This window comes from Micromonospora sp. NPDC049204 (genome assembly GCF_040647935.1).
Taxonomy (GTDB): Bacteria; Actinomycetota; Actinomycetes; order Mycobacteriales; family Micromonosporaceae; genus Micromonospora.
In genome coordinates, this window is sequence record NZ_JBEZDC010000003.1 from 256,513 (window position 1) to 277,801 (window position 21,289).

Annotated in this window: 15 protein-coding genes; 6 read left to right on the forward strand and 9 right to left on the reverse strand. The window is 70.8% G+C overall.

The genetic code is table 11. From position 1 onward, the window contains the following. Nucleotides 1–41: 41 nt before the first annotated feature. A complete protein-coding gene (locus tag AB0A90_RS07285; RefSeq protein ID WP_357243089.1) occupies nucleotides 42–1,199 on the forward strand; it encodes an FAD-dependent oxidoreductase in 1,158 nt (385 codons plus the stop codon). Here AB0A90_RS07285 and AB0A90_RS07290 read toward each other — a convergent pair. Beyond that, complete coding sequence (locus AB0A90_RS07290; RefSeq protein WP_357243092.1) at nucleotides 1,196–2,422, reverse strand: MFS transporter; 1,227 nt, start codon at nucleotides 2,420–2,422, stop codon at nucleotides 1,196–1,198. The two genes, AB0A90_RS07285 and AB0A90_RS07290, sit on opposite strands and share 4 nt — an antisense overlap. Nucleotides 2,423–2,540: 118 nt before the next feature. On the opposite strand from AB0A90_RS07290, the gene AB0A90_RS07295 reads away from it, so the two are divergent. The 5 genes from AB0A90_RS07295 (at nucleotide 2,541) to AB0A90_RS07315 (ending at nucleotide 10,289) form a co-directional block, all read left to right on the forward strand. After that, nucleotides 2,541–4,328, forward strand: coding sequence for an HSP90 family protein (locus AB0A90_RS07295; RefSeq protein WP_357243095.1), 1,788 nt, complete (start codon nucleotides 2,541–2,543; stop codon nucleotides 4,326–4,328). Between the two features lie 2 nt (nucleotides 4,329–4,330). Continuing rightward, on the forward strand, nucleotides 4,331–7,171 hold the full coding sequence (locus AB0A90_RS07300; RefSeq protein ID WP_357243098.1) for a hypothetical protein: 2,841 nt from the start codon (nucleotides 4,331–4,333) through the stop codon (nucleotides 7,169–7,171). 103 nt (nucleotides 7,172–7,274) lie between these two features. Continuing rightward, nucleotides 7,275–7,874: a TetR/AcrR family transcriptional regulator gene (locus tag AB0A90_RS07305; RefSeq protein ID WP_357243101.1), complete on the forward strand. Its 600-nt coding sequence runs from the start codon at nucleotides 7,275–7,277 to the stop codon at nucleotides 7,872–7,874. A gap of 71 nt (nucleotides 7,875–7,945) precedes the next feature. Continuing rightward, complete coding sequence (locus AB0A90_RS07310) at nucleotides 7,946–9,283, forward strand: biotin carboxylase N-terminal domain-containing protein (RefSeq protein ID WP_357243104.1); 1,338 nt, start codon at nucleotides 7,946–7,948, stop codon at nucleotides 9,281–9,283. An 85-nt stretch (nucleotides 9,284–9,368) separates the two neighbouring features. Beyond that, on the forward strand, nucleotides 9,369–10,289 hold the full coding sequence (locus AB0A90_RS07315) for a hydroxymethylglutaryl-CoA lyase (protein WP_357243107.1): 921 nt from the start codon (nucleotides 9,369–9,371) through the stop codon (nucleotides 10,287–10,289). 61 nt (nucleotides 10,290–10,350) lie between these two features. On the opposite strand, the gene AB0A90_RS07320 is transcribed toward AB0A90_RS07315, so the two are convergent. The 8 genes from AB0A90_RS07320 to AB0A90_RS07355 form a co-directional block, all read right to left on the reverse strand. Next, the gene (locus AB0A90_RS07320; RefSeq protein ID WP_357243110.1) at nucleotides 10,351–10,926 is read right to left on the reverse strand and encodes a snapalysin family zinc-dependent metalloprotease; all 576 of its coding nucleotides are present in this window, start codon (nucleotides 10,924–10,926) and stop codon (nucleotides 10,351–10,353) included. A gap of 108 nt (nucleotides 10,927–11,034) precedes the next feature. Beyond that, on the reverse strand, nucleotides 11,035–12,018 hold the full coding sequence (locus tag AB0A90_RS07325) for an aldo/keto reductase (protein ID WP_357243113.1): 984 nt from the start codon (nucleotides 12,016–12,018) through the stop codon (nucleotides 11,035–11,037). After that, on the reverse strand, nucleotides 11,975–13,216 hold the full coding sequence (locus AB0A90_RS07330; RefSeq protein ID WP_357243116.1) for a GNAT family N-acetyltransferase: 1,242 nt from the start codon (nucleotides 13,214–13,216) through the stop codon (nucleotides 11,975–11,977). Before AB0A90_RS07330 ends, AB0A90_RS07325 begins: the two co-directional genes overlap by 44 nt. Continuing rightward, nucleotides 13,216–14,532 carry a diaminopimelate decarboxylase gene (lysA, locus tag AB0A90_RS07335; protein ID WP_357243119.1) on the reverse strand — a complete coding sequence of 439 codons (1,317 nt, stop codon included), beginning with the start codon at nucleotides 14,530–14,532 and terminating at the stop codon, nucleotides 13,216–13,218. Before lysA ends, AB0A90_RS07330 begins: the two co-directional genes overlap by 1 nt. 60 nt (nucleotides 14,533–14,592) lie before the next feature. Beyond that, nucleotides 14,593–16,746, reverse strand: a complete 2,154-nt coding sequence (locus tag AB0A90_RS07340) for an ATP-grasp domain-containing protein (RefSeq protein ID WP_357243122.1) — start codon at nucleotides 16,744–16,746, stop codon at nucleotides 14,593–14,595. A gap of 106 nt (nucleotides 16,747–16,852) precedes the next feature. Beyond that, nucleotides 16,853–18,115 carry an MFS transporter gene (locus AB0A90_RS07345; RefSeq protein WP_357243125.1) on the reverse strand — a complete coding sequence of 421 codons (1,263 nt, stop codon included), beginning with the start codon at nucleotides 18,113–18,115 and terminating at the stop codon, nucleotides 16,853–16,855. 11 nt (nucleotides 18,116–18,126) lie between these two features. Then, on the reverse strand, nucleotides 18,127–19,701 hold the full coding sequence (locus AB0A90_RS07350) for a cobalamin-dependent protein (RefSeq protein WP_357243128.1): 1,575 nt from the start codon (nucleotides 19,699–19,701) through the stop codon (nucleotides 18,127–18,129). 16 nt (nucleotides 19,702–19,717) lie between these two features. Then, on the reverse strand, nucleotides 19,718–21,271 hold the full coding sequence (locus AB0A90_RS07355; RefSeq protein WP_357243131.1) for a cobalamin-dependent protein: 1,554 nt from the start codon (nucleotides 21,269–21,271) through the stop codon (nucleotides 19,718–19,720). Between the last annotated feature and the right edge of the window lie 18 nt (nucleotides 21,272–21,289).

Genomic DNA, 21,289 nt, shown 5'->3' on the forward strand with positions numbered 1-21,289 from the left:
GTTTGCCAACGCCTGTTGGCAACGGTTCTCCGGAGGTGGCCATGCTGCCCGAGAGCACGGATGTGCTGGTGGTCGGCGCTGGTCCGACCGGTCTCGCGACCGCGCTGACGCTGGCCCGACGCGGGATCGAGGTGACCGTGCTGGACCAACTGGCCGTGCCGCCGACGACCTCCCGTGCGGCGGTCGTGCACGCGTACACCCTGGAGGTGCTGGACCGGGTCGGCGCCGCGGCGCCGCTTGTCGCCCGGGGGATCCGGTCGCCGCGTTTCACCGTCCGCGACCGGGACCGGGTGTTGCTGACGGTGCCGTTCCACGAGTTGCCCTCCCGCTTCCCCTACGCGCTGCTGGTCTCGCAGTCGGTCACCGAGGAGGTGCTCACCGCGCAGTTGGCCGCCCTCGGCGTCCGGGTACGACGGCCGTCCCGGCTGACCGGCCTGAGCCCGACCGACAACGGGGTGCTCGCGCGGATCGACGGGACGGAGCTGCGCGCCCGGTACGTCGTCGGTGCCGACGGCTTGCACAGCACCGTCCGGCAGGCAGCCGGCATCGGCCTCACCGGCCCCCGCGACGAGGAATCCTTCGTGCTCGCCGACGTGCGGGTGGACAGCGTCCTGCCCGGCGACGAGGTCGCGCTCTTCCTGGCCCGGTCCGGCCCGCTGATCTGGGCGCCGCTGCCGGACGGAGTGGTCCGGCTGGTGGCCGCAGTGGCGACGGCTCCGGCGGATCCGGATGCGGCGTTCCTCCAGGCGCTGCTCGACGAGCGCGGCCCGGCGCGACGACCCGACCGGGTGACCGAGGTGCTCTGGGGCTCCCGGTTCCGGGTGCACCACCTGATCGCCGACACCTTCCGAGCCGGATCGGTGCTGCTGGCTGGGGACGCCGGGCACGTGCACAGCCCGGCCGGCGGTCAGGGCATGAACCTCGGCATCTGCGACGCGGTCGCCCTCGGCACCGCCGTGGCGGACGTGCTCGACGGAGGCCCGGAATCGCTGCTCGACGATTACAGCGCCGGGCAGCGGCCGATGGCCGAGGACGTGCTGAGTTTCGCCGCCGGGCTGACTCGACTGGCGACCGTCTCCCCGGCCCGCCGTCCCGCCCGGGACGTGCTGATCCGGCTGCTCGGCGCGCTGCCGCCGGCCCGCCGGAAGGTCGCGCTACGCCTGTCCGGGTTGTCCCACCGGCAGCCGGCGTCCGGCTAGGCGGCCCCGCTGGGGCTCGGCACGCTGGGCGCGGTCCGCAGTGTCCGCCACGCGGCCACTGTGACAAGTGCGAACGTCAGTGCCGCCGCGCCGACCACCGGCACCGTGCCGTACGCCGCGGCGGCCAGGCCGGCGAGCACCGCCCCGACCGGTGCGGTGAGCAGACCGACCATCCGCTGGGCCGCACCGACCCGGCCGAGCAGCCCGGCCGGCACGTACCTCTGCCCGTACGACGCGCACAGGCTGTTCCACACCACGGTCCCGGCGGCGAAGACGGCCAACGCGAGGCCACCGAGCACCGGATCGCGGGCCAGCGCGAACCCGGTCAGCGCCACCGTCTGCGCGGCGAGCACGGCGCGCAGCGCCGGCAGGGTGCCGACCCGGGCGGCGAGCCGGCCGGCCCCGAGCGCCCCCGCCACACCGCCGACGATGGCGGCCGCGGCGAACAACCCGTACCCGGCGGGTGGCACCCGCAGCACGTCGAGCGCATAGAGCACCTGCACCGCGATGATCCCGCTGATCGCCAGGTTGCTGGCGGCGGCGAGCACGGTGACCCGCCACAGTGTCCGGTGGCCGCGCAACCAGCGCACCCCCTCGGCGATCTCGCTCCCCACCGACAGGCGTCGAGTGCTCGCGCGGGGAACCGCGACCGGAAGCGGCGCCAGGGCCAGCACGAGCAGGGCGGCGGCGGCGAAGGTGACGGCGTCGAGGGCGAACGGCAGGGCCGGGGCGACGGCGAAGAGGACACCGGCGGCGGGTGCGCCGAGGAAGCCGCCAGCCACCGCGGACCCCGCCTGAAGCCGACCGTTCGCCCGGGGCAGCGCGTCCGGGGGCACCAGCGCCGGAAGCAGGGCGAATGACGCCGAGTCGAAGAGCGTGCCCAGCGCGGCGAGGAGGAACGCGGCCAGCAGCAGCACCGCGACGCCGACCCGGTCGAGGGCGACCGCCACGGCCAGCGCCGCCACCACGGTGGCGCGTACCCCGTCGACCAGAGCCATCGTCCGACGGCGGTCCCAGCGGTCCGCGTACACGCCCCCGAGCAGGCCGAACAGCAGCGGCGGCAACTGACCGGCCACGGTGACCGCCGCGATGATCCGCGGGTCGCGGGTCACGGTCGCGGCCAGCAACGCCAGTGCCGGCGTACGCAGCGCGTCCCCGAGCCTCGACGAGACGGCGGCGGACCAGAGCAGCCGGAAGTTTCGGCCGAGAGGAGGGGAGGTCATCCGGTGACCGTGCGGGTTCGACCGGGTCGAGGGTCAAGCCGCCGGACGAAAGAGGGACGCGCCTGTCGGTGATCATCGGTACGGTGAGCGCCGGCATTGGACCGGGGAGAAATCAGTCGTGGACCACACTTTCCAGGTCGACCTACGTGGCGTGGTCGATCTGCTCAGTCATCATCTCTACGGCAGCCCGCGGGTCTACGTCCGCGAGCTGCTCCAGAACGCGGTGGACGCGATCACCGCCCGACGTGCGGTCGAGCCGGACGCGCCGGCGTTGGTCCGCATCGAAACACCGGACCGCACCGGGGACGGCACGCTGCGGGTACACGACACCGGCATCGGCCTGACCGAGGCGCAGGTGCACGAGCTGTTGGCCACCATCGGCCGCAGCTCGAAGCGCGACGAGCTGGGGTTCTCCCGGCACGAGTTCCTCGGCCAGTTCGGCATCGGCCTGCTGTCCTGCTTCCTGGTGGCCGACGAGATCCAGGTGCTCACCCGGCACGGCGACGATCCGACCGTTCGCTGGACCGGGTACGCCGACGGTCGCTACGCGGTGACGCTGGCCCCGCCGGAGGCCGCCCGCGCCGAACCGGGCACCACTGTGACGTTGGTGCCCCGCCGCGACGCCGACCAGTGGTTCACCACCCCGACCGTCACCGACCTGGCCCGACTCTTCGGGGCGCTGCTGCCGGTCACCGTCCGCGTCGGCGACGTCGTCACCACCACCGGGGCACCGCCGTGGCCGACCACGCCGGGTGCGCCGCTGGACCGCGCGGCGTTGGTGCGGTACGCGCGGGAGACGCTCGGCGTCGACCCGTTCGACGTCCTGCCGCTGGCCGTGCCGGAGGCCGGGCTGACCGGCGTCGCCGTCATCCTGCCCACCCCGGTGAACCCGGCGGCCCGGGCCGGGCACCGCGTCTACCTCAAACGGATGCTGCTCACCGAGAACGCCGACGGGCTGCTGCCCGAGTGGGCGTTCTTCGCGCACTGCGTGGTGGACGCGACCGAGCTGCGTCCGACCGCCAGTCGGGAGGCCCTCTACGAGGACACGCTGCTGACGGCGACCCGGGAGGCGCTCGGCGACCAGGTGCGCGGTTGGCTGGTCCGGCTGGCGCGGCACGACCCGCACCGGCTCGCGCAGTTTCTCCAGGTGCACCACCTCGGCGTGAAGGCCCTGGCGTTGCACGACGACGAGATGCTCCGGCTGGTCGACAGGTGGTGGCCCATGGACAGCAACGTCGGCACGCTCACCCTCGCCGAGTTCCGCGAGCGCTACGGCGTGGTCCGCTACGCGGCCAGCCTCGACGAGTTCCGTCAGCTCGCCGCCGTGGCCGCCGCGCAGGACCTGGCGGTGGTCAACGCCGGCTACACGTACGACACCGAACTGATCGAGCGGCTGCCGGTGGTGGACCGCTCGGTGCTGATCGAGCGGCTGGAACCGAGCGACCTCACCACCCGCTTCGACGCACTCGACCCGCAGGTGGAGTTGGCGCTGCGCCCGTTCCTCACCGCGGCGCAACGGGCCGTCGAACGGTCCGGCTGCGAGGTGGTCATCCGGGCGTACGAGCCGGTCTCGCTGCCCGCGCTCTACCTGGTGAGCCGCACGGCCGCGTTCAACGACCAGCTCGCGGCCAGCCGGGACCGGGCCGACGACCTGTGGGGCGGGGTGCTCGACGCGCTCGCCGCCACCGCGCCACCGGACCGCCCGCAGTTGGTGCTCAACCACCGCAACCCGCTGGTACGACGGGTGGCCTCGCTGACCGACCCGGAGCTGGTGGGGCTCGCCGTCGAGGCGCTCTACGGGCAGGCGCTGCTGCTCGGGCACCATCCGATCCGCGCGGCCGACGCCGCCCTGCTGAACGATTCCTTCCTCGGCCTGCTCGGCCGGGCCGTGCCAGGACAGGAGTGACCATGAGCGACGAGGATCTGTGGCGGGTGCTGCGCGGCATCACCGACATGCCGTACGGGGCGGGGCAGATCGCCGCGCTGGAGCAGTTGCTGCGTCGGGTCGACGCCGCCGACGACCGGCACCTTGCCTTCGTCACCCGGATGCAGGCCACCGAGGGCTACATCTACGGCGGCGAGCCGGCGAAGTCCTTCGTGACCTTCTCCTGGTGCCTGTCCGAGTTCGACCAGGATCCGCAGCCCTACCACCAGCGTCACCTGCACAAGCTGCTCTGGCACTTCAAGTACATGGTCAACGGCCTGCTGAACTTCCCGGAGGTGCCGCTCGACCGCACGTACGCCGTGCTCGACGACATGGAACGCCGCTACCGGGAGGGCGGACACAGCCTGCGGACCGTCCACAAGTACCGGTTCCGGATCGCCGACCACGTGGGCGACGCGGAGGCGGCCGCGCACTGGTACCGGCTCTGGCAGACCACCCCGAGCGACGACCTCTCCGACTGCGCCGGCTGCGATCCGACGAGTCAGGTGGAATACCTCGCCGACACCGGGCGGGACGCCGAGGCGGTGGAGCTGGCCGAGCCGGTGCTCGCCGGCCGGCTCAACTGCAACGAGCAGCCGCAGGCGATCCTCACCGCGCTGCTCCTGCCGTACCTGCGGACCGGGCGGGGCGACGAGGCGCGGGACGCGCACCGGGAGGCGTACCGCCGGTTGCGCGGCAACCTCGCCGACCTGTGGGAGATCGGCGACCACGTCGAGTTCTGCACGGTGACCGGCAACGGGGCGCGGGCGGTCGAGCTGGTCGAGCGACACCTGGACTGGTTGGACCGGCCGCCGTCGCCGGCCGCCGCCATGCACTTCGCGGCGGCCGCCGCCGCGGCACTGCGTCAGGCCGGCGAGTCGACCGTGTACCGCCGGGCCGCCGAGGGCCGGCCGGCCGCCGAGGTGTCCGCGGCGGCGCTGGCGGACGAGCTGGCCGAGACCGCCACCGGTCTGGCCGTCCGCTTCGACGCCCGTAACGGCACCGCACACCAGTCGGAGTGGGTCGCCCGTCGGCTGGCGGTGCGGGCGAGCGGGGAGCATCTGCCGCTGTCGGCGAGCGTCCGACGCCCGGTCGGTCGGACCGCCGACCGGGCGGAGCGGGTGCGGTCCGGCAAGGGTGAACGACCCACCGTCGACCTGCCCGCCGACGCCGGCCCCGACGACCTGCTGGACCTCGCGGACCAGAGCTGGGGTCGACACGACCAGACCACCTTCCGGGCGGCGCTTGTCGCCTTCGACGAACGGTTCGGCTCCGCCGAGCTGCCCGCACGTACGTCCGCGCACCGGTTGGCGCTGCGGGCGGGCGAGCGTGCCGACGAGGAAGACCTCGAGAGCGCCGTCGAGCTGAACCGGACGGCGCTGAAGTTGTACCGGGAGGTGGGCGAGGACGTGCCCGCCCAGGTGGTCGCCGGGCGGCTCGGCGTGCTGTTGGCCCGGTCCGACGAGGGCGCCGAGGAGGGGCTGATGCTGGTTCGCGAGGCGGCCGAGGCCCTGGACCGGTCCGGCGACGCCCGGGAGCGGGCGGGCGGACACGTCCGGTTGGCGTCGGCGCTGCTGCAGCGGGAACGCTGGGCGGACGCGCTCGCCGCGCTCGACCGGGCACCGGCCGACGCGGGCGGCGACCGGCATCTGCTGGCCCGGATCGCGACGTACCGGGCGCACCTGCTGGAGCAGTTGGACCGCGTCCACGAGGCCCGCGCCGCCGTCGACGAGGCTCGCCAGCTCGGCCGTGAGCTGGGTGTCGGCGAGGTGATCGTGACCGCCTGCCTGGCCCACGCGCGGATGGCGGACGATCCGGCGGACGCCGTGGCTGCCTGCGACGAGGCGTTGGAGGCGGCACCGGCGGACGCGGAGCTGCCGGTCCGAGTCGCCCGCGCTCGGGCCTTGCAGTCGGCCGGCCGGGCCGTCGACGCGGTGGACGACTTCGTCGAGGCGGTGACGCTGTGCGTGGAGCAGGGTGCCGGGGGGGATGCGATCCTGCGGTGGGAGCTGGCGAACGCCTACCAGATGGTGGGCCGGCTCGCCGAGGCCGCCGAGGTCGCCGAGGAGGCCGTGCTCGGTCTGGACCGGATGGGCGCCCAGGCCGAGGCCGACCGCTGCCGACACCTGTTGGCCGGCGTCTATGCCGGGCTCGGCGAGGTTGACCCGGCGTTGGCACTGCTGGAGCAGTTGGCCGTCAACCTGGACGGACCGGACAACCTCCCCTACCGGGCTCAGGTGCTGGAGGAGGCCGGCGGGATCCTCTTCGACGCCGACCGGGACGCGGTGGCGGGCGAGCGGTTCGCCGCCGCGGCTGAGGAGTACCGGCGTGGCGAACTGCCGCTGGACGAACTGCGCGCCCGGCGACGGGAGGCGTACGCCTGGTTCTGGGCCAACGACCGGGACGCGGCGGTGCGGGCCGTCGAGGTGGTCGACGCGGTGGCGGCGACGTTGGCCGGGCAGGCCGAGCCACCGGTGACGTACGAGCTGGCGATGGCAGCCGAGGTCGGAGCACGGGTGCTCATCGGGGAGGGTCGACTGGACGAGGCGTTGGGCCGGCTCGACGGGGTGCCCGACCGGTTGCGGTCGATCGGGGCGTTCAGTGAGGCCGCCATGGCCGAGCGCCTCGCCGGTGAGCTGCTGCTACGCCTGGACCGCCCGGCCGAGGCGGAGGTGCTCCTGCGCCGGGTGCTCGGTGGGTTGCCGGTGGACGCGCAGCCGGTCCGCCAGACGGCCTGGCTGCTGGCTCGTGCGCTGGATCTGCTCGATCGGCCCGCGGAGGCCGCCGCACTGCGTGCGGAGCACGATCTGGACGAGGACGACTGACCCGGAACGGGCCGCCCCCCGGCCAGGTCAGGGGCGGCCCGACCCGGTGCGAGCGAAACTCACCGGCAACCACCACTGCCGGTTTGCGGTCTAGGCTTGCCCGGTGACGGTGGAGCAGCAGGCACGGGGCGCGGCGGGTGCGGGCCGGCGCAGGTCCCGCAAGGACGAGATTCTGGAGATCGCGGTTGGTCTGTTCGCCGCCCGTGGCTACCACGGTGTGTCGATGGATGACATCGGCGCGGCCGCTGGGGTCACCGGTCCGGCGCTCTACCACCACTTCGCCGGCAAGGAGGCGATGCTGGCCGCCGCGCTCATCCCGGTGAGTGAGGGGCTGCTGGCCGGCGGGCGGGAACGCGCGGCCGGGCACCCGGACGCTCCGCGCGAGGTGCTGGAGTCGCTGATCGACTTCCACGTCGAGTTCGCGCTGGCCAACCCTGCGGTGATCGCGTTGCACCTGCACGAGTTGGACCGCCTGCCGGAGGAGCCGCGGCGACGCATCCGTCGCCTGCAACGGCTCTACGTCGAGGAGTGGGTGACAGTGCTCACCGCGCTGCACCCGGGCATGCCGGATGGGGAGGCGCGGGTGCTCGCGCACGCCGCGTTCGGTCTGATGAACTCGACCCCGTTCCTCGGTGGCGAGGTGGACCGGCGGCGTCGCGCCGAGCTGCTGCGCGGGGCGGCCCTCGCCGCGCTGCTCGCCTGAGCCGACTCGTCAGAAGCAGGCCGGTCATGATTCCCTGACATCGTCCCACCATCCGGACGCCGGGAGGAAACATGATCGAGTCACTGTTGGTCGCCAATCGGGGCGAGATCGCCCGCCGGATCATCCGTACCGCCAAGCGCCTCGGCATCCGCGCGATAGCGGTCTACTCGGAGGCGGACGCCGACCTGCCGTTCGTCGTCGAGGCCGACGAGGCGGTCCTCATCGGCCCGCCGAACCCGGCGCAGAGCTACCGCAACACCGAGGCGATCCTGGCCGCCGCGAAGTCGACGGGTGCCCAGGCCATCCACCCCGGGTACGGCTTCCTGTCGGAGAACGCCGAGTTCGCCCGTACCGTCGAGGCGAGCGGCCTGATCTGGGTCGGGCCCGGCGCGGACGCGATCACCGCGATGGGCGACAAGATCAATGCTCGGAACCTGATGGCGGCGGCCGGCGTCCCGGTCGCGCCCGGCACCACCGACCCGGCGGCCGACCTCGACGCGGCCGTGACGGCGGCGGCCGAGATCGGTTACCCGGTGATGGTCAAGGCCGCGGCCGGCGGTGGCGGCATGGGCATGGGCGTGGCCGTCGACGAGGCCGCGCTGCGCACCGAGTACGACAAGGTACGCGCGTTCGCCGAGCGGATGTTCGGCGACGGTTCGGTGCTGATCGAGCGGTACTTCCCCCGGGTACGGCACGTCGAGGTGCAGATCCTCGGCCTGGCCGACGGCCGGGTGGTGGCGCTCGGCGAGCGCGAGTGCTCGGTGCAGCGGCGCAACCAGAAGCTGGTCGAGGAGTCCCCGTCGCCGGCGGTCTCACCGGAGCTGCGGGAGCGTTTCCTGGCGGCGGCGGTGCGCGCGGGTGAGGCGGTCGGCTACCGCAACGCCGGCACCGTGGAGTGTCTGCTCGATCCAGCCACCGGCGAGTTCTTCTTCCTGGAGATGAACACGCGGTTGCAGGTGGAGCACCCGGTGACCGAGTACGTCTACGGCATCGACCTGGTCGAGGAGCAGTTGCGGGTGGCGTCCGGGCTGGCGCCGACGTTCGACCCGGACGCGTTGACCGCGCGTGGCCATGCCATCGAGATGCGGATCAACGCGGAGGACCCGAAGCGCTTCCTGCCCGGCCCTGGCGTGATCAGGACGTGGGTGGAGCCGACGGGCGAGGGGGTCCGGGTGGACTCCGGCTACACCGAGGGCAACACCGTCACCCCGTTCTACGACAGCCTGCTGGCCAAGCTGATCGTCACCGGCGCGACCCGGGACGAGGTGCTCGAACGGGCGAAGACGGCGGTCGCGGCCTTCCAGATCGAGGGGCCGAAGAACAACGTCCCCTTCTTCAGTGAGCTGCTGGAGAATGCGGAGTTCCGCTCCGGCGTCTACGACACCGGCATCGTCTCCCGCATGCGCTGACCCCTTCTTGATCAATGCGACCGTTGGTCGGGTGGCATGCTGGGAGACGTTGAGGTTGGTGGCTGCACAAAGGGGTGGGCCTTTCATGGTTGATCTACCGGATTCGGTCTCGATTCGTGAGGTCGGGCCACGGGACGGGTTGCAGAACGAGGACCCGATCCCGACCGACGCCAAGGTGCGGCTACTCGACGCGCTCTCCGCCACCGGCGTCCGCCGGATCGAGGCGGTGTCGTTCGTGCACCCGTTGGCGATTCCGCAGATGGCCGACGCCGACCAGGTGTGGCAGCGGGCGGTGAAGGCCGACGGGGTGCGTTACTCGGCGCTGGTGCCGAACACCCGGGGCGCCCAGCGGGCCCTCGCGGCCGGCTTCACCGAGATCGAGGTGGTGGTCTCGGCCAGTGACACCCACAACCGGCGCAACGTCAACCGATCCACCGACGAGTCGCTTGACGACATCGCCGAGTTGATCGACCTGCTGCACGGGGCGTCCGCGCGGGTCGAGGTGATCGTGGCGACCAGCTTCGGCTGCCCGTACGAGGGGGACATCGATCCGCGGCGGGTGGCCGGCATCGTCGACCGGGTGGTCCGCGACGGCGCGGACCGGGTGGCGTTCGGGGACACCACCGGAATGGGCACTCCGCGTCGGGTTCGCGAGCTGCTCACCGCGGTACGCGACCGCAACGCGCACGTCCCGGTGCTGCTGCACTTCCACAACACCCGGGGTACCGCCCTGGCCAACCTGTTGACCGCCCTGGAATTGGGGGTGACCGAGTTCGACGCCAGCGTCGGTGGCCTCGGTGGTTGCCCGTACGCGCCGGGGGCGAGCGGCAACCTGGCCACCGAGGAGGCCGTGCACATGCTGCACGACATGGGCATCGACACCGGCATCGACCTGGCCGCCCTGATCGAGGTGGCGGAGTTGGCTGAGGAGTTGCTCGGCAAGAAGCTGCCGTCCGGTGTGCTGCGGGCCGGTCCGCGTACCCGGCTGACGCCGCTGCCGAGCTGACCGTCAGGACACGCGGAGAGGGGCCGGCCCGGAGGCCGGCCCCTCTGACGTGCCTGGTCGATCAGCTCACCGGGGTGAGCACGCTCGGCCAGCTGTCCCGGAAGATGTCCGCCCCGGCGCTGTCCGTGCTGCGCTCGGTGGCGATGCGGGTGCCGGCGAACAGGTTGCTGACCCGGTTCGCCTCGGCGCTGCTCGGGTACGGGTTGGTGCAGCCGGTGCCGGCGCTGCCGCCGGACATCAGGAGGGCGCAGTTGCCGTTGTAGTTGTCCGGCAGGCCGAGGATGTGCCCGATCTCGTGGGTCATGATCCGCAGTGGGCTGTACTGCGCGGCCTGCTGGGTGTCGATGTAGACCCGGCCGTTGCCGAGGCTGGTCCGCACGGCGTAGGAGCCGCCGCCGGTGATTTGGTAGATCCGCAGGTTGGAGCCGCAGTTCGCGGAGAGCGTCAGGTTGACTGTGGCGTTGTTCCAGATCGACGCGGCCTGGCTGGCGGTGCCGGCGTAGCTGCCTGCCTGGCTGGTGTTGTAGCAGATGGTCATCGCGGCCGACGCGGGTGCCGGGTTGGCGACCGTGACGGCGAGGGTGGCACCTGCGGTCGCGAGCATCGCTACCGCGATTCGACTGAGTCGTGAGGTCATCGCTGACTCCGATCTGGAAGGGGGTGCCAGGAGCCTAGCCATAGATATCTGTAAATATCAATGCCTGTTTCGTTGATGCCTGGTCACCGCCCATCCGGATCAGTGCCGCTACTGCGACCACCAGGTCGGCTGCCGGGACCAGCGGTGCCGACGCAGCGTCGCCAGCACCTCCGGCTCCAGCGGTTTCCCGTCGCTCACCGCGATGTTGCTCTCGACGTGCGCGATCCGTCGCATCCCGGGGATGGTGGTACAGACCCGGGGATCCGCCAGGATGAAGCGCAGCGCCGCCTCCGGCATCGGCATCCCGGGCGGCAGGTCCTCGCTCAGCGCCTGCGCTCGGGCGACGCTCTCGGCCAGGTTCTCCGGCACGAAGTACGAGTTGCGCCAGTCCCCCTCCGGCCACGTCGACTCCAGGGTCAACGTGCCGGTCAGGGTGCCCTCGTCGAACGGAACCCGGGCGATGACCGCGACGTCCTGTGCCGTGGCCGCCGGAAACAACTCGTCCTCGGGATCCTGGTCGAAGATGTTGTAGATGACCTGGACGGCATCGATCAGCCCGGTCTCGATCGCCCGTACGCCGTTCCACGCCTCCCAACGGTTGACCGAGATGCCGATCCCACCGATCAGGCCCGCGTCCCGCAGCCCGGTGAGCGTGTCCCGCCAGCGCGGGTCGTCCGTCCAGGAATCCTCCCAGACGTGCAGTTGCAGCAGGTCGATCGACTCCAGCCCGAGATTGTCCAGGCTCTTGTGCACGTACTCCTCGATGTGCTCCGGGGGGAAGACGTCATCGAGGGTGGAGTCCCGGGTCGACGGCCACTTCATGTCCTTCGGCGGCACCTTCGTGGTCACGTACAGCCGGGTGCCGGGGTTGGCCCGCACCAGGTCGCCGAGCACCTGCTCGCTGTGCCCGCGCCCGTACACCCAGGCCGTGTCGAAGAAGTTGCAGCCCAGGTCGACGGCCCGCTGGAGGGCGGCGAACTTCTCGTCGTCCTCGACACCGGTCCAGCCGTGGAGGCCGCCGCCGACCCCCCACATGCCGTACGAGATCTCACTGACCTGCCAGCCCAGCCGACCGAACCTGCGATAGTGCATGGTCACCTTCCTGCTGTGAGGGGATGGTGGGGACGGGACCGCCCCAGGTCCGCACCGCCTGCCGGTAGTCCGAGCCGTCGATCGCGAAGGCGCGCGTCAGCTCGTCGGGGATGTCCACCGGAGGCCGGACCAGGCTTGCCGTCCACCTCGGCTCGGCACCCCGGGCGCGCTTGGCGCCGTAGGTGCCGGCACCGAGGTGCACCAGGGGCAGGCCGCGCTCCGCGGCCAGACCCCGTGGGCGGTACATGGTCAGGTTGAAGTACGAGTACGCCGCCGCCAGCGGGTCGAAGCCGGCCGCGCGGACGTACACCCCGTCGGGCCACAGGTAGTTGAGGCTGAACCCGACGACGTCGTCGCCGGCGAATTCCAGGAGCACCAGGCTGTACGCGTCCAGCGCCGGCACCTGGGACGCGAAGTAGCGGTGCATGTCGGCGTCGGTGTCCGGGCCGCCGTACTTGCGCTGGGTCGCGCCGAGCAGCGGCGCGATCACGTCCACGCACTCGGAGAGGCGGACCGTCTCCATCCGGTCCACGGCGTCGTCGTACCGTCGGCGTTCGCGTCGCCACTCCCGCCGGTCCGCCGCCTCGGCGGCCCGGTCGGAGACCTCGCCGCCCGGGGCGGGCAACACCGCCTCGGCCGACAGCATCGCCGCCACCGGACCGCGGCCGGCCGGGCCGACCGCCCGATGCCAGGCCGCCTGGTACGCGGCCACGTGCTCGGCAGGGGTGTAGAGCAGCGCGACACTGGCCGCCCCGAGCCGCCCGGCGAGCGCCTCCACCTCGGTGAAGAGGGCGGTCAGCACGGCGTCCCGCCGGTCGCCGGGCAACTCCTTGGAGATCGCGACAGCGCCGTGATAGCCGGCGCGCGAACCCACGAGCAACGCGGGCAGGAACGCCGCGTGTTCCTCCGGCGACAGCGGCCGTTCCAGATTTTCCTCGGCGATGTGACCCGGGCTGTACGCCAGGTTCATCGACGGCACGCTCGCGCCGGCCCAGAGATAGGTCGCCACCGCCGCCACGGTGGCACCCGTGGCGTCCCGGGCCACCAGATAGGTGGTGACGAACGACGGGTCGGTCTCGGCCCAGGCCATCCACGGGTAACCGAGGTAGAACCCCTCACCCTCGGCGAGGCCGTTCCACACCTGCTCGCCGATCTCGCGGACGGACCGCAGGGCCGTGACCGACACGTCGTCGCTCATCAGCCGTCCCGGTCGCTACCGTCGTCGAGCAGCTCCAGCGCCACCAGGTCGTCGTATGTCTCCCGCCGACGGATCAACGAGATCTGGTCGCCGTGCACCAGCACCTCGGCGGGGCGCAACTGGCTGTTGTAGTTGCTGGTCATCGACATGCCGTAGGCGCCAGCCGTGAAGATCGCGAAGTGGTCGCCGGCCTTCAGCGCCGGCAACGACCGGCCCCGGGCCAGGTAGTCGCTCGACTCGCAGATCGGGCCCACCACGTCGTACGTCGTCAGGCCCTCGATGCCGGACACGTCGCGGGAACTGGGGATCGCCTCCGCGGATGGCTGCACCGGCCACATGAAGTGGTAGCTGTCGTACATCGCCGCGCGGGCGATGTGCGTCATGCCGGCGTCGATCACGGCGAGTTGCTGGTCACCGGCCTGCTTGAGATAGCGGACCGTGCTGAGCAGAATTCCGGCATTGGCGGCGATGGTGCGGCCCGGCTCGAATATGACCTGACCGCCCTGCCGGGTGAACGCGGTGAGCCGGTGCACGATCACTTCGGCGAAATCGTCCCAGCTCGGTGCGGTGCGATCGATGTACTCAGCCGGAAAACCGCCACCCAGGTTGAGCGTCGTGATCCGGTGCCCGGCCGCCTCCAGTCGGGCGACCAGGGCGAGCAGCCGATCCAGGGCGATGGCGTAGACCTGCGGGTCGAAGATCGGGCTGCCCAGGTGGATGTGGAAGCCCTCGATCCGCAGCGCGTCGTCGTCGGCGGCACGAGCGAACAGCGCGCCGGCCCGCTCGATGTCGACACCGAACTTGCCGCCCCGGGTGCCGGTGGTCGTCCGGGCCGGGGTGCGCTGGTCAGGCGCGACGTCGGGGTTGACCCGGATCGCCAGCCGAGGACGTACGCCCTCCTCACGGGCGATCCGTGACAGCAGCTCGACCTCCGCCTCGGACTCGACGTTGATGCAGCGGATGTTGCGGCGGACCGCCTCCCGAAGCTCGGCCTCGGACTTGCCCACCCCGGCCAGCACCGTCCGCTCGGGGTCGATCCCCGCCACCACCGCCCGGTGCAGCTCGCCCCCGCTGACCGCGTCGATGCCGGCGCCCTCCCGGCCCAGCAGCCTGAGCAGGTGGACGTTGCCCAGCGCTTTCGCGGAGAAGCAGACCAATGGGCTGACCGCGTCGAAGGCCTTGGCGAATCGGCGGTAGTGATCAATCAGGGTGCTCGCGGAGTAGACGTATGTGGGTGTGCCGTACTGCTCTGCCACCGAGGTCAGCGACACCCCTTCACACCAGAGGGAACCGTCGCGATAGGTGAACTCATCCATAAAATCCTCATTCGGGAGATCAGCGCTCAGGATATCGCCCACCCAACGAAGATCTACCCCTTATCTGTACTCGTACAGGTCCTTCTGTTCGAGGGCACGAATCCGCTGGTAGTCGTCCTCCAGCTGGCTCGGATCCTCCGCGATCAGGTAGAGGTGGCCGGGCGAGGTGAACAGGTCGATGGTCCGGTGCACCGGGGTGCCGGGCAGCAGATCCAACGCCGACCCGCAGAAGACCGAGGGAATCTCGGCCAGCCGCTGCGCCGCGCCCTCGGCGACCGTGCCGTCGTGGGGCGCCACCAGACAGACGACCATCAGGGCGCGCTGCCGCTGGTAGCCGGCGCCGATCCGCCGGGCGAAGCGGTCCGGGTCGGTGTACCGCTCGACGGTCAGCGACAACTGACTCACCCCGGTCGCCCGCTCCGGCCCGGCCGGGGTGACGCCACCCTCCAGCCGCGCCCCGGACTCGATCAGGACCGGCCCCCGGTCGTCGACCAGCAGTTCCGTGTGCGCCGGGCCGGTACGCACACCGAGCGCGTCCAGCACCTTCTCGACGAACGGGCGGAGCACACCTTCGATCGCACCGGTCCCGTCCAGCAGGACCTGCCTGTCGTACACCGGGCGGCCGTCGATGAAGAAGCGGTCGTCGCGCCAGATCTCGTGGATGTGGTGGCGGCCGTCGAGGCTCACGCTGTTGACGAAGTACTGCTGGCCGACGAGCTGCTCCTGCACCAGCAACGAGTCGTTCGGCTGGCCCATGGCGTTCGTAGCGCCGAGCAGCTTCGCGGTCGCCGCCCGCGCCTGGGCCTCGTCCGTGCAGAAGTACACCCCTTCGGAGCCGGCGCTGGCGGCCGGCTTGACCACCACCGGCAACACCCGGCTGGTCGCGAGCCAGTCGTCCAGCTCCTCGACGCTGCCCACCTTCGCGCCGAGCGGCACCCGCAACCCCGCGCCGGCGACCGCGTTCATCATCGCGGGCTTCTCCCGCCGGGGACGGTCGGCCGAGCGGACGTTGCCGGGCAGCCCCAGCAGCTCCGCGAGGTCGTCGGCCACGTTGACGCCCCACTCGCTGCCCGCGATCACCTCGACCGGACGCATCGGTGCGAGCATCTCGGCGGCCGCGCCGAGGGCCTGCGGAGATTCGCCACGCACGGTCAACACGGTCCGGAAGTCGTCGCGGCGCAGACCGGCGGCGTACCGCTCGTTGATGGTGCCGGTGAGGACCGCGACGCAGCGCCGACCCTGCTGGTTGAAGGCGGGTGCCAGCAGCGCGCCGGTCGAGAACGGGTCGACGATCACGACCACCTCGCCCGCGGCCGCCCTGGCGCCCGGTGGAGTCACGACGGTCTCCGTGACGAAGGAGGCCCGGTACGGGCGCAGGTCGAGGCCGTGCGCCGGGCTGAGTACGTCGAGCCGCATCGGCAGCGGATCCGCCCAGGTGCCCGGCCGATCCGGTGGCCGGGCGTAACAGAGGCTCAACGCCGGCTCGCTGAGCCGTTCGGTGTTGAGCACCAACTCGGCCTCGTCGCAGCCGTCGTCGTTGGGGTCGAGGTGGTGCAGCGGCACCGGCACGAACCCGAGTCGGCTCTTGAAGGTGAACAGTCCGGCCTGGGCGATGTGGCCGTACAGGGTGGGGTCGGTGCCGAGCGAGATCCAGGCGAAGTCACGCCGGCGGGCCTCCTCGAACGCGGCCAGGTAGAGCGCCCGACTGATCATCGCCTGGCGGACCTGCGGCCGCGCGGCGGAGAAGGCGATCCGCATGGCCAGGTCGGACGCGGCGACGCGGCAGACGACACCGGCGATCAACTCGTTACCGGCGCGCGCCGCGACGAGGAAGAAGTCGGCGAGCCCGGCCTCGGTGGGGTCGACCCCGTGCGCCGCCGGCAGACCGTGCGGCATGGCGGCGATCTGCGCGTCGTAGACGGCGAGGAACTCGGCGAACAATTCCGGGGTGAGCCGGGCGTGCACCTCGATGGTGAGCCCCTGCGTGTCGACGTACCGGCGCACGTCCCGGAAGTTGCGGCGCTCCGCCTTGGAGAGCCCGGCGAGGAAGTCCTCCGCGCGGGCCGGGGTGGGTCGCCCCCAGGTCACCCACCCTGGCTTGATCCGGAAGCCGGCGGCCTGAAGGCTCGCCCAGTGCTCCCGGGGTGGGTCGGGCACGACGACCACGTCCGCGTCGTCCGCCCACCGTCGGTCCAGTGCCTCCTGCGCCGTCACGATGCATCTGCGCAGGCCGTAGTAATCTTCCGCGCCGTTTCCGGACACGTGTCCCCCCGCCTTTGCGATCCCCACCCCCCGGGCGTTCTTCGACCTCGCTGTCCCGTCACGCTCCGCTGTCGGCAGTGACCATTGAATCGACGCTGCTCAGCGTAGCCCGCATCGACAAGACGGCCGCCAACGCGATCAGGGCAGCCATCGGGGACAGCAGCCGCGCCTCGGTGGGGCCGAGCCAGCCCAGGACCGCGCCCGCCGCAAGCGTCCCGGCCGCGCTGCCCACCGCCATCATCGTGGCCGCCAGGGCGAACGACTCGTTGATCACTGTCTTGGGCACCAGGCTGCCGAGCAGCCCGAACTCCTCCGAGCTGAGCGCCGCCAGGGGAAGACCCGCGAGGAACAGGCACACCGCGAGCACCGGGACCGACGTGGCGAAGACCAGCGGCACCATGCACGCGAACGCCACCGCCAGCAGCACGAGGTAGCGGTTGACCGGCAGCCGGGTGTGGTGCCGCGCGCCGTAGACCAACCCGCCGAGGACGCTGGCCGCCGGGGGCAGGGACAGCAGCGCCACGCCGGTCGCCGCGGCGTCGCCGTGCGCCGACACGGTCGCCGGCACGGTGACCTCGAGTACGGCGAACGCCGCGGCCGCCCCGCCGGCGGCCACCAGGATCGCCACCACGCCGGGAATGCGCCACGGCCTCCGCCCGCCCCGGGCGGTGCTGCGCCCAGCGTCGGGTGCGCCGGGCTCGCTGTTTTCGGCCTCCCGGCGCATCGTCGAGACGGCCGGTGCGGTGCCGTACAGGAGGGAGCCGACGACGAGCATTCCGCCGGCCAGCAGCGTCGTGGTGAGTGCGCTGAACACGCCGGTCAACAGGCCGGTCAGGGCGGGGCCGATCACGAAGAAGACCTCGATCAGCACCGCCTCCAGGGCATTGGCGGTGTTCAGTGCCGCTCCGGGCGGCAGGATCAGCGCCCAGGCCGCGCGGACGGTCGAGCCCACCGGTGCCATGGTGAGCGCAACGGGCGCGACCGAGGCCACCAGCAACCAGGTCGGGCCGCTGCTCGCGACGAGGAAGAGGGCCAGCGCCACCGCGTGCAGCGCCGCCAGTGTCAGCAGTACGACCCGCAGCCCGCGTCGGTCGATCAGTCGGCCGTGCAGCGGCCAGGCGACGGCCAACGCCGCCGAGAAGACGCCGAGGGCCGTCGCGCCGGACGTGTAGGAACCGGTTTTGGCGCTGATGTGCAGGAATATCGCGAGGGGTTCGATGGCCACCGGTAGCCGGGCGAGCATCGCGGGCAACATCACCCGGGGAACGCCGGGCGTACGCCACAGTGCGGCGTAACGCCCGACGGCCTCACCCAGCGACATCAGTCACCAGTTCAGACAACGGGGACGGACTCCTTCTGCGTGCGCGGCCGGTAGATGCCGTCGTACTGGTCGATCAGCGAGCCGTTCAACGCCTCGGTGAGTCGCAGGCGTTGCTCGAACAGCTCGTAGTAGGAGAGGTGGTTCGACGGCATCGGCGAAAGGTAGACGCTGATCACTTCCGGCGTCTCCTCGATGTCGAACGATAGTCGGTCCGCCTTCTTCCGGAAGTCCGCGGTGCCCGGGAGCAGAGTCCGGTTGAAGACATTGAAGTAGTTGGTGGCCTCGGTGCTCGCCTCGTTGAGCCGGGCCTTCAACTGCAGGCACCGGTCGAGGTACATGTCGATCATCGCCTGGTCGTCGTCGTCATGCCCGATCAGCATGTTGAAGGTCAGATAGCGGACGCCGAGGTCCAGCATCGACGTGACGATCTGGAGCTGCTCCTGGAAGGGCCGCAGCTTGTTGAACTTCTTGGTGGGCTCGTCACCGAGGTACTCGAGCGGGATCTGCACCCGGTAGCAGCCGACCCAGCGGTCCCCGCTGGTGTCGTTCCAGAACAGGGTCTCCATCAGCTCCCGGTCGACCTCACCCAGGTCGAGGAACTTGCCGAACTCCAGTCCGTTGGCGAACTCCCAGGAGAACTCCATCTCGCGGGCGATCCGGAAGATCTCCAGAGTGTCCTCCCGCCCGCTGTCGTGCAGCAGCGTCCCCCGCCCCGAGCGCTGGATCCGGGACAGCGTGTTGTCCTCCTGGAACAGGATGTTCGAGATCCCCATCGACTTCAGGTACTCGAAGTGCCGCCGCACCACGTCCGGCTTCATGTAGCGGTAGTGCCCACGCATGGGGGTCGCGCAGAACGAGCAGGTCCGGTAGCAGCCGCGCGAGGTCTCGAAACAGGTGAACGGCGCCCGTACGGTCATCGGCGGCTGGCCCTCGCCGGTGTCGTCGTACACCGACAGGTCGTCGATCAGGTCGAGTGCCATCGGCGGCAGTTCGGCCAGGTTGAGCTGGGCGCCACCCATGATGACGAGCCCGTCGCCGACCCGCCGCGTCATCACCATCCCCTCGATGGGCTGGCCGGTCGCCCGGGCCTGGATCAGTTTGGCGAAGGTGAGCTCACCCTCGAGCTGGATCACCACGTCGAAGCCGTTCGCCAGATACCAGTCCGGTCGGGCGGTGACGTCCATCCCCCCGCCGACGATCAGCGCGTTCGGGTTCACCTGCTTGAGGAAGGTGGCGAACTCGGTCACCACCCGGGCCGAGTTGGTGAAGTTGTTGGAGATCCCGATGATGTCGGCGGCACGCGCCTCGTCCGCGTACGCCTCGAACGGGCCGCCGTAGCGATGGCAGTCGATGGTGCGCGGCCCGTACTGGAACGAGGCGTAGTGCAGCGGCTCGCCGTCGTCCACCTGGGTGTCGACGATCTTGAACTCCGCGTCGACCCCCCACTCGCGCAGGTAGGCGCGAGCACCGGCCGCCAACGTGACGAGCGCGCTCTTGGGGTTGCGGACCCGCACCGGGCTGATGGTGGTGTCCTCGTCGCGGAACGACTGCCCGGGGTACGGGGCGTACAACAGGGTGACACGCATGGCCCTAACCTCCTGGTCAGCCCGCGTAGATGCCGTCGTAGAGACGGTGCATCTCGCGATCGTTGAGCATGGTCGTCATCTCGAGACGCTTCTGGTAGATGTCCCAGTACGTGAAGTGGTCGGTGTTGATCGCCGACAGGAAGATCCCGATGACCTCCGGGTTCTCGTCGATGTCGAACTGGAGCAGGGAGTGCAGGGTGGTCCAGTCCCGGGCTCCCGGCAGCAACGACAGGTTGAACACGTTGAAGTACGGCTTGTACTTTCCCTGCCCGACGGCCGTGAGCTCCTCCTTCAACCGGAGGCAGTAGTCGGTGAACATGTCGATGCCCTCGCGGTCGTGCTCGGGATAGCCGATGAACAGGTCGTACGTCTGGTGGCCGACGCCGTGGTCGGTGAGCATCGTGGCCAGGACGTCCACCTGCTCGTCGAAGCCGAGCAGCTTGGGGAACCGGCGCTTCTTGACGTTCATGTTGTCCAGCGGGATCTGCACCCGGTAGCAACCGACCCACTGGCCGTCGACCATCTTGCTGCCGAGCAGCGCGTCGGCGAGTTCGTGGTCGAATCTGCCGTTCTGCATGAACTTGCCGAACTCGATGCCGTTGGCGAACTCCCAGGCGAAGCCGTAGTCCCGGAACATGTGGAACATCGCGAGCACGTCTTCGCGCCCGGAGTCGTACAGGTAGCGACCGGTGCCGTTCTGTTGGATCCGGGACAGCGGGTTGTCCTCCTGCCACACGATCGTCTTGATGCCGTACTCCTGGAACGTCTTGAGGTGCTTCTCCATCGTCGGCAGGCTCATGTAGCGGTATCCGCCGCGGGACGGGGCCGTGCAGAACGAGCACCGCCACGCGCAGCCGCGGGACGTCTCCCAGCAGATGAAGCTGCCCTGCACGCCCTCCGGCGGCGGACCTTCCGCCGTGTCCGTGTAGACCGACAGATCGGGGATCAGGTCGAGGGCCATCGGCTCGATGGAATCCATCGGTATGGTCTCGCCCGTGTCGACCTTCGTGGGGATCAGCCGGCCCTGCAGCGAGATGTTCGGCACGGTGCCCAGGTCCTGCTTGCGGTTGAGCGCGTCGATGATCCGGGCGAAGGTCAGCTCGCCCTCACCACGCACCACCACGTCCGCGCCCCGGGACAGGTAGTACTGCGGACGGGCGGTGCAGTCGACACCGCCCACGACGACGATGGCCTTCGGGTTGACCCGCTTGATGTGCTGCGCGAGGTCGCTGACGATGTGCGCGCTGTTGGTGAAGTTGCAGGTGATCCCGTGCACCTCGGCCGAGCGGATCTTCTCGTCGGCCTCCTCGAACGGGGTGCCGTACCGGTAACAGTCCATGATCCGAGGGCCGTACGGCAGCGACTTGTACTTGACCCGCTGCCCACCGAGTTGGAGATCGATGATCTCGATGTCGCAGGAGTAGCCAAAGTGCGGTGCGTACGCCCGCAGCCCGGCGGCGATGGTGGTCAGCGCGCTCTTCGGGTTGAGTGGCCGCTCGGTGTTGATCGGCTCGCTCTCCCCCTGGAAGATCTGTGAGGGGAACGGGGCGTAGTAGAGGTTCACCTTCATGGCGTCTCCTGGGCCGTT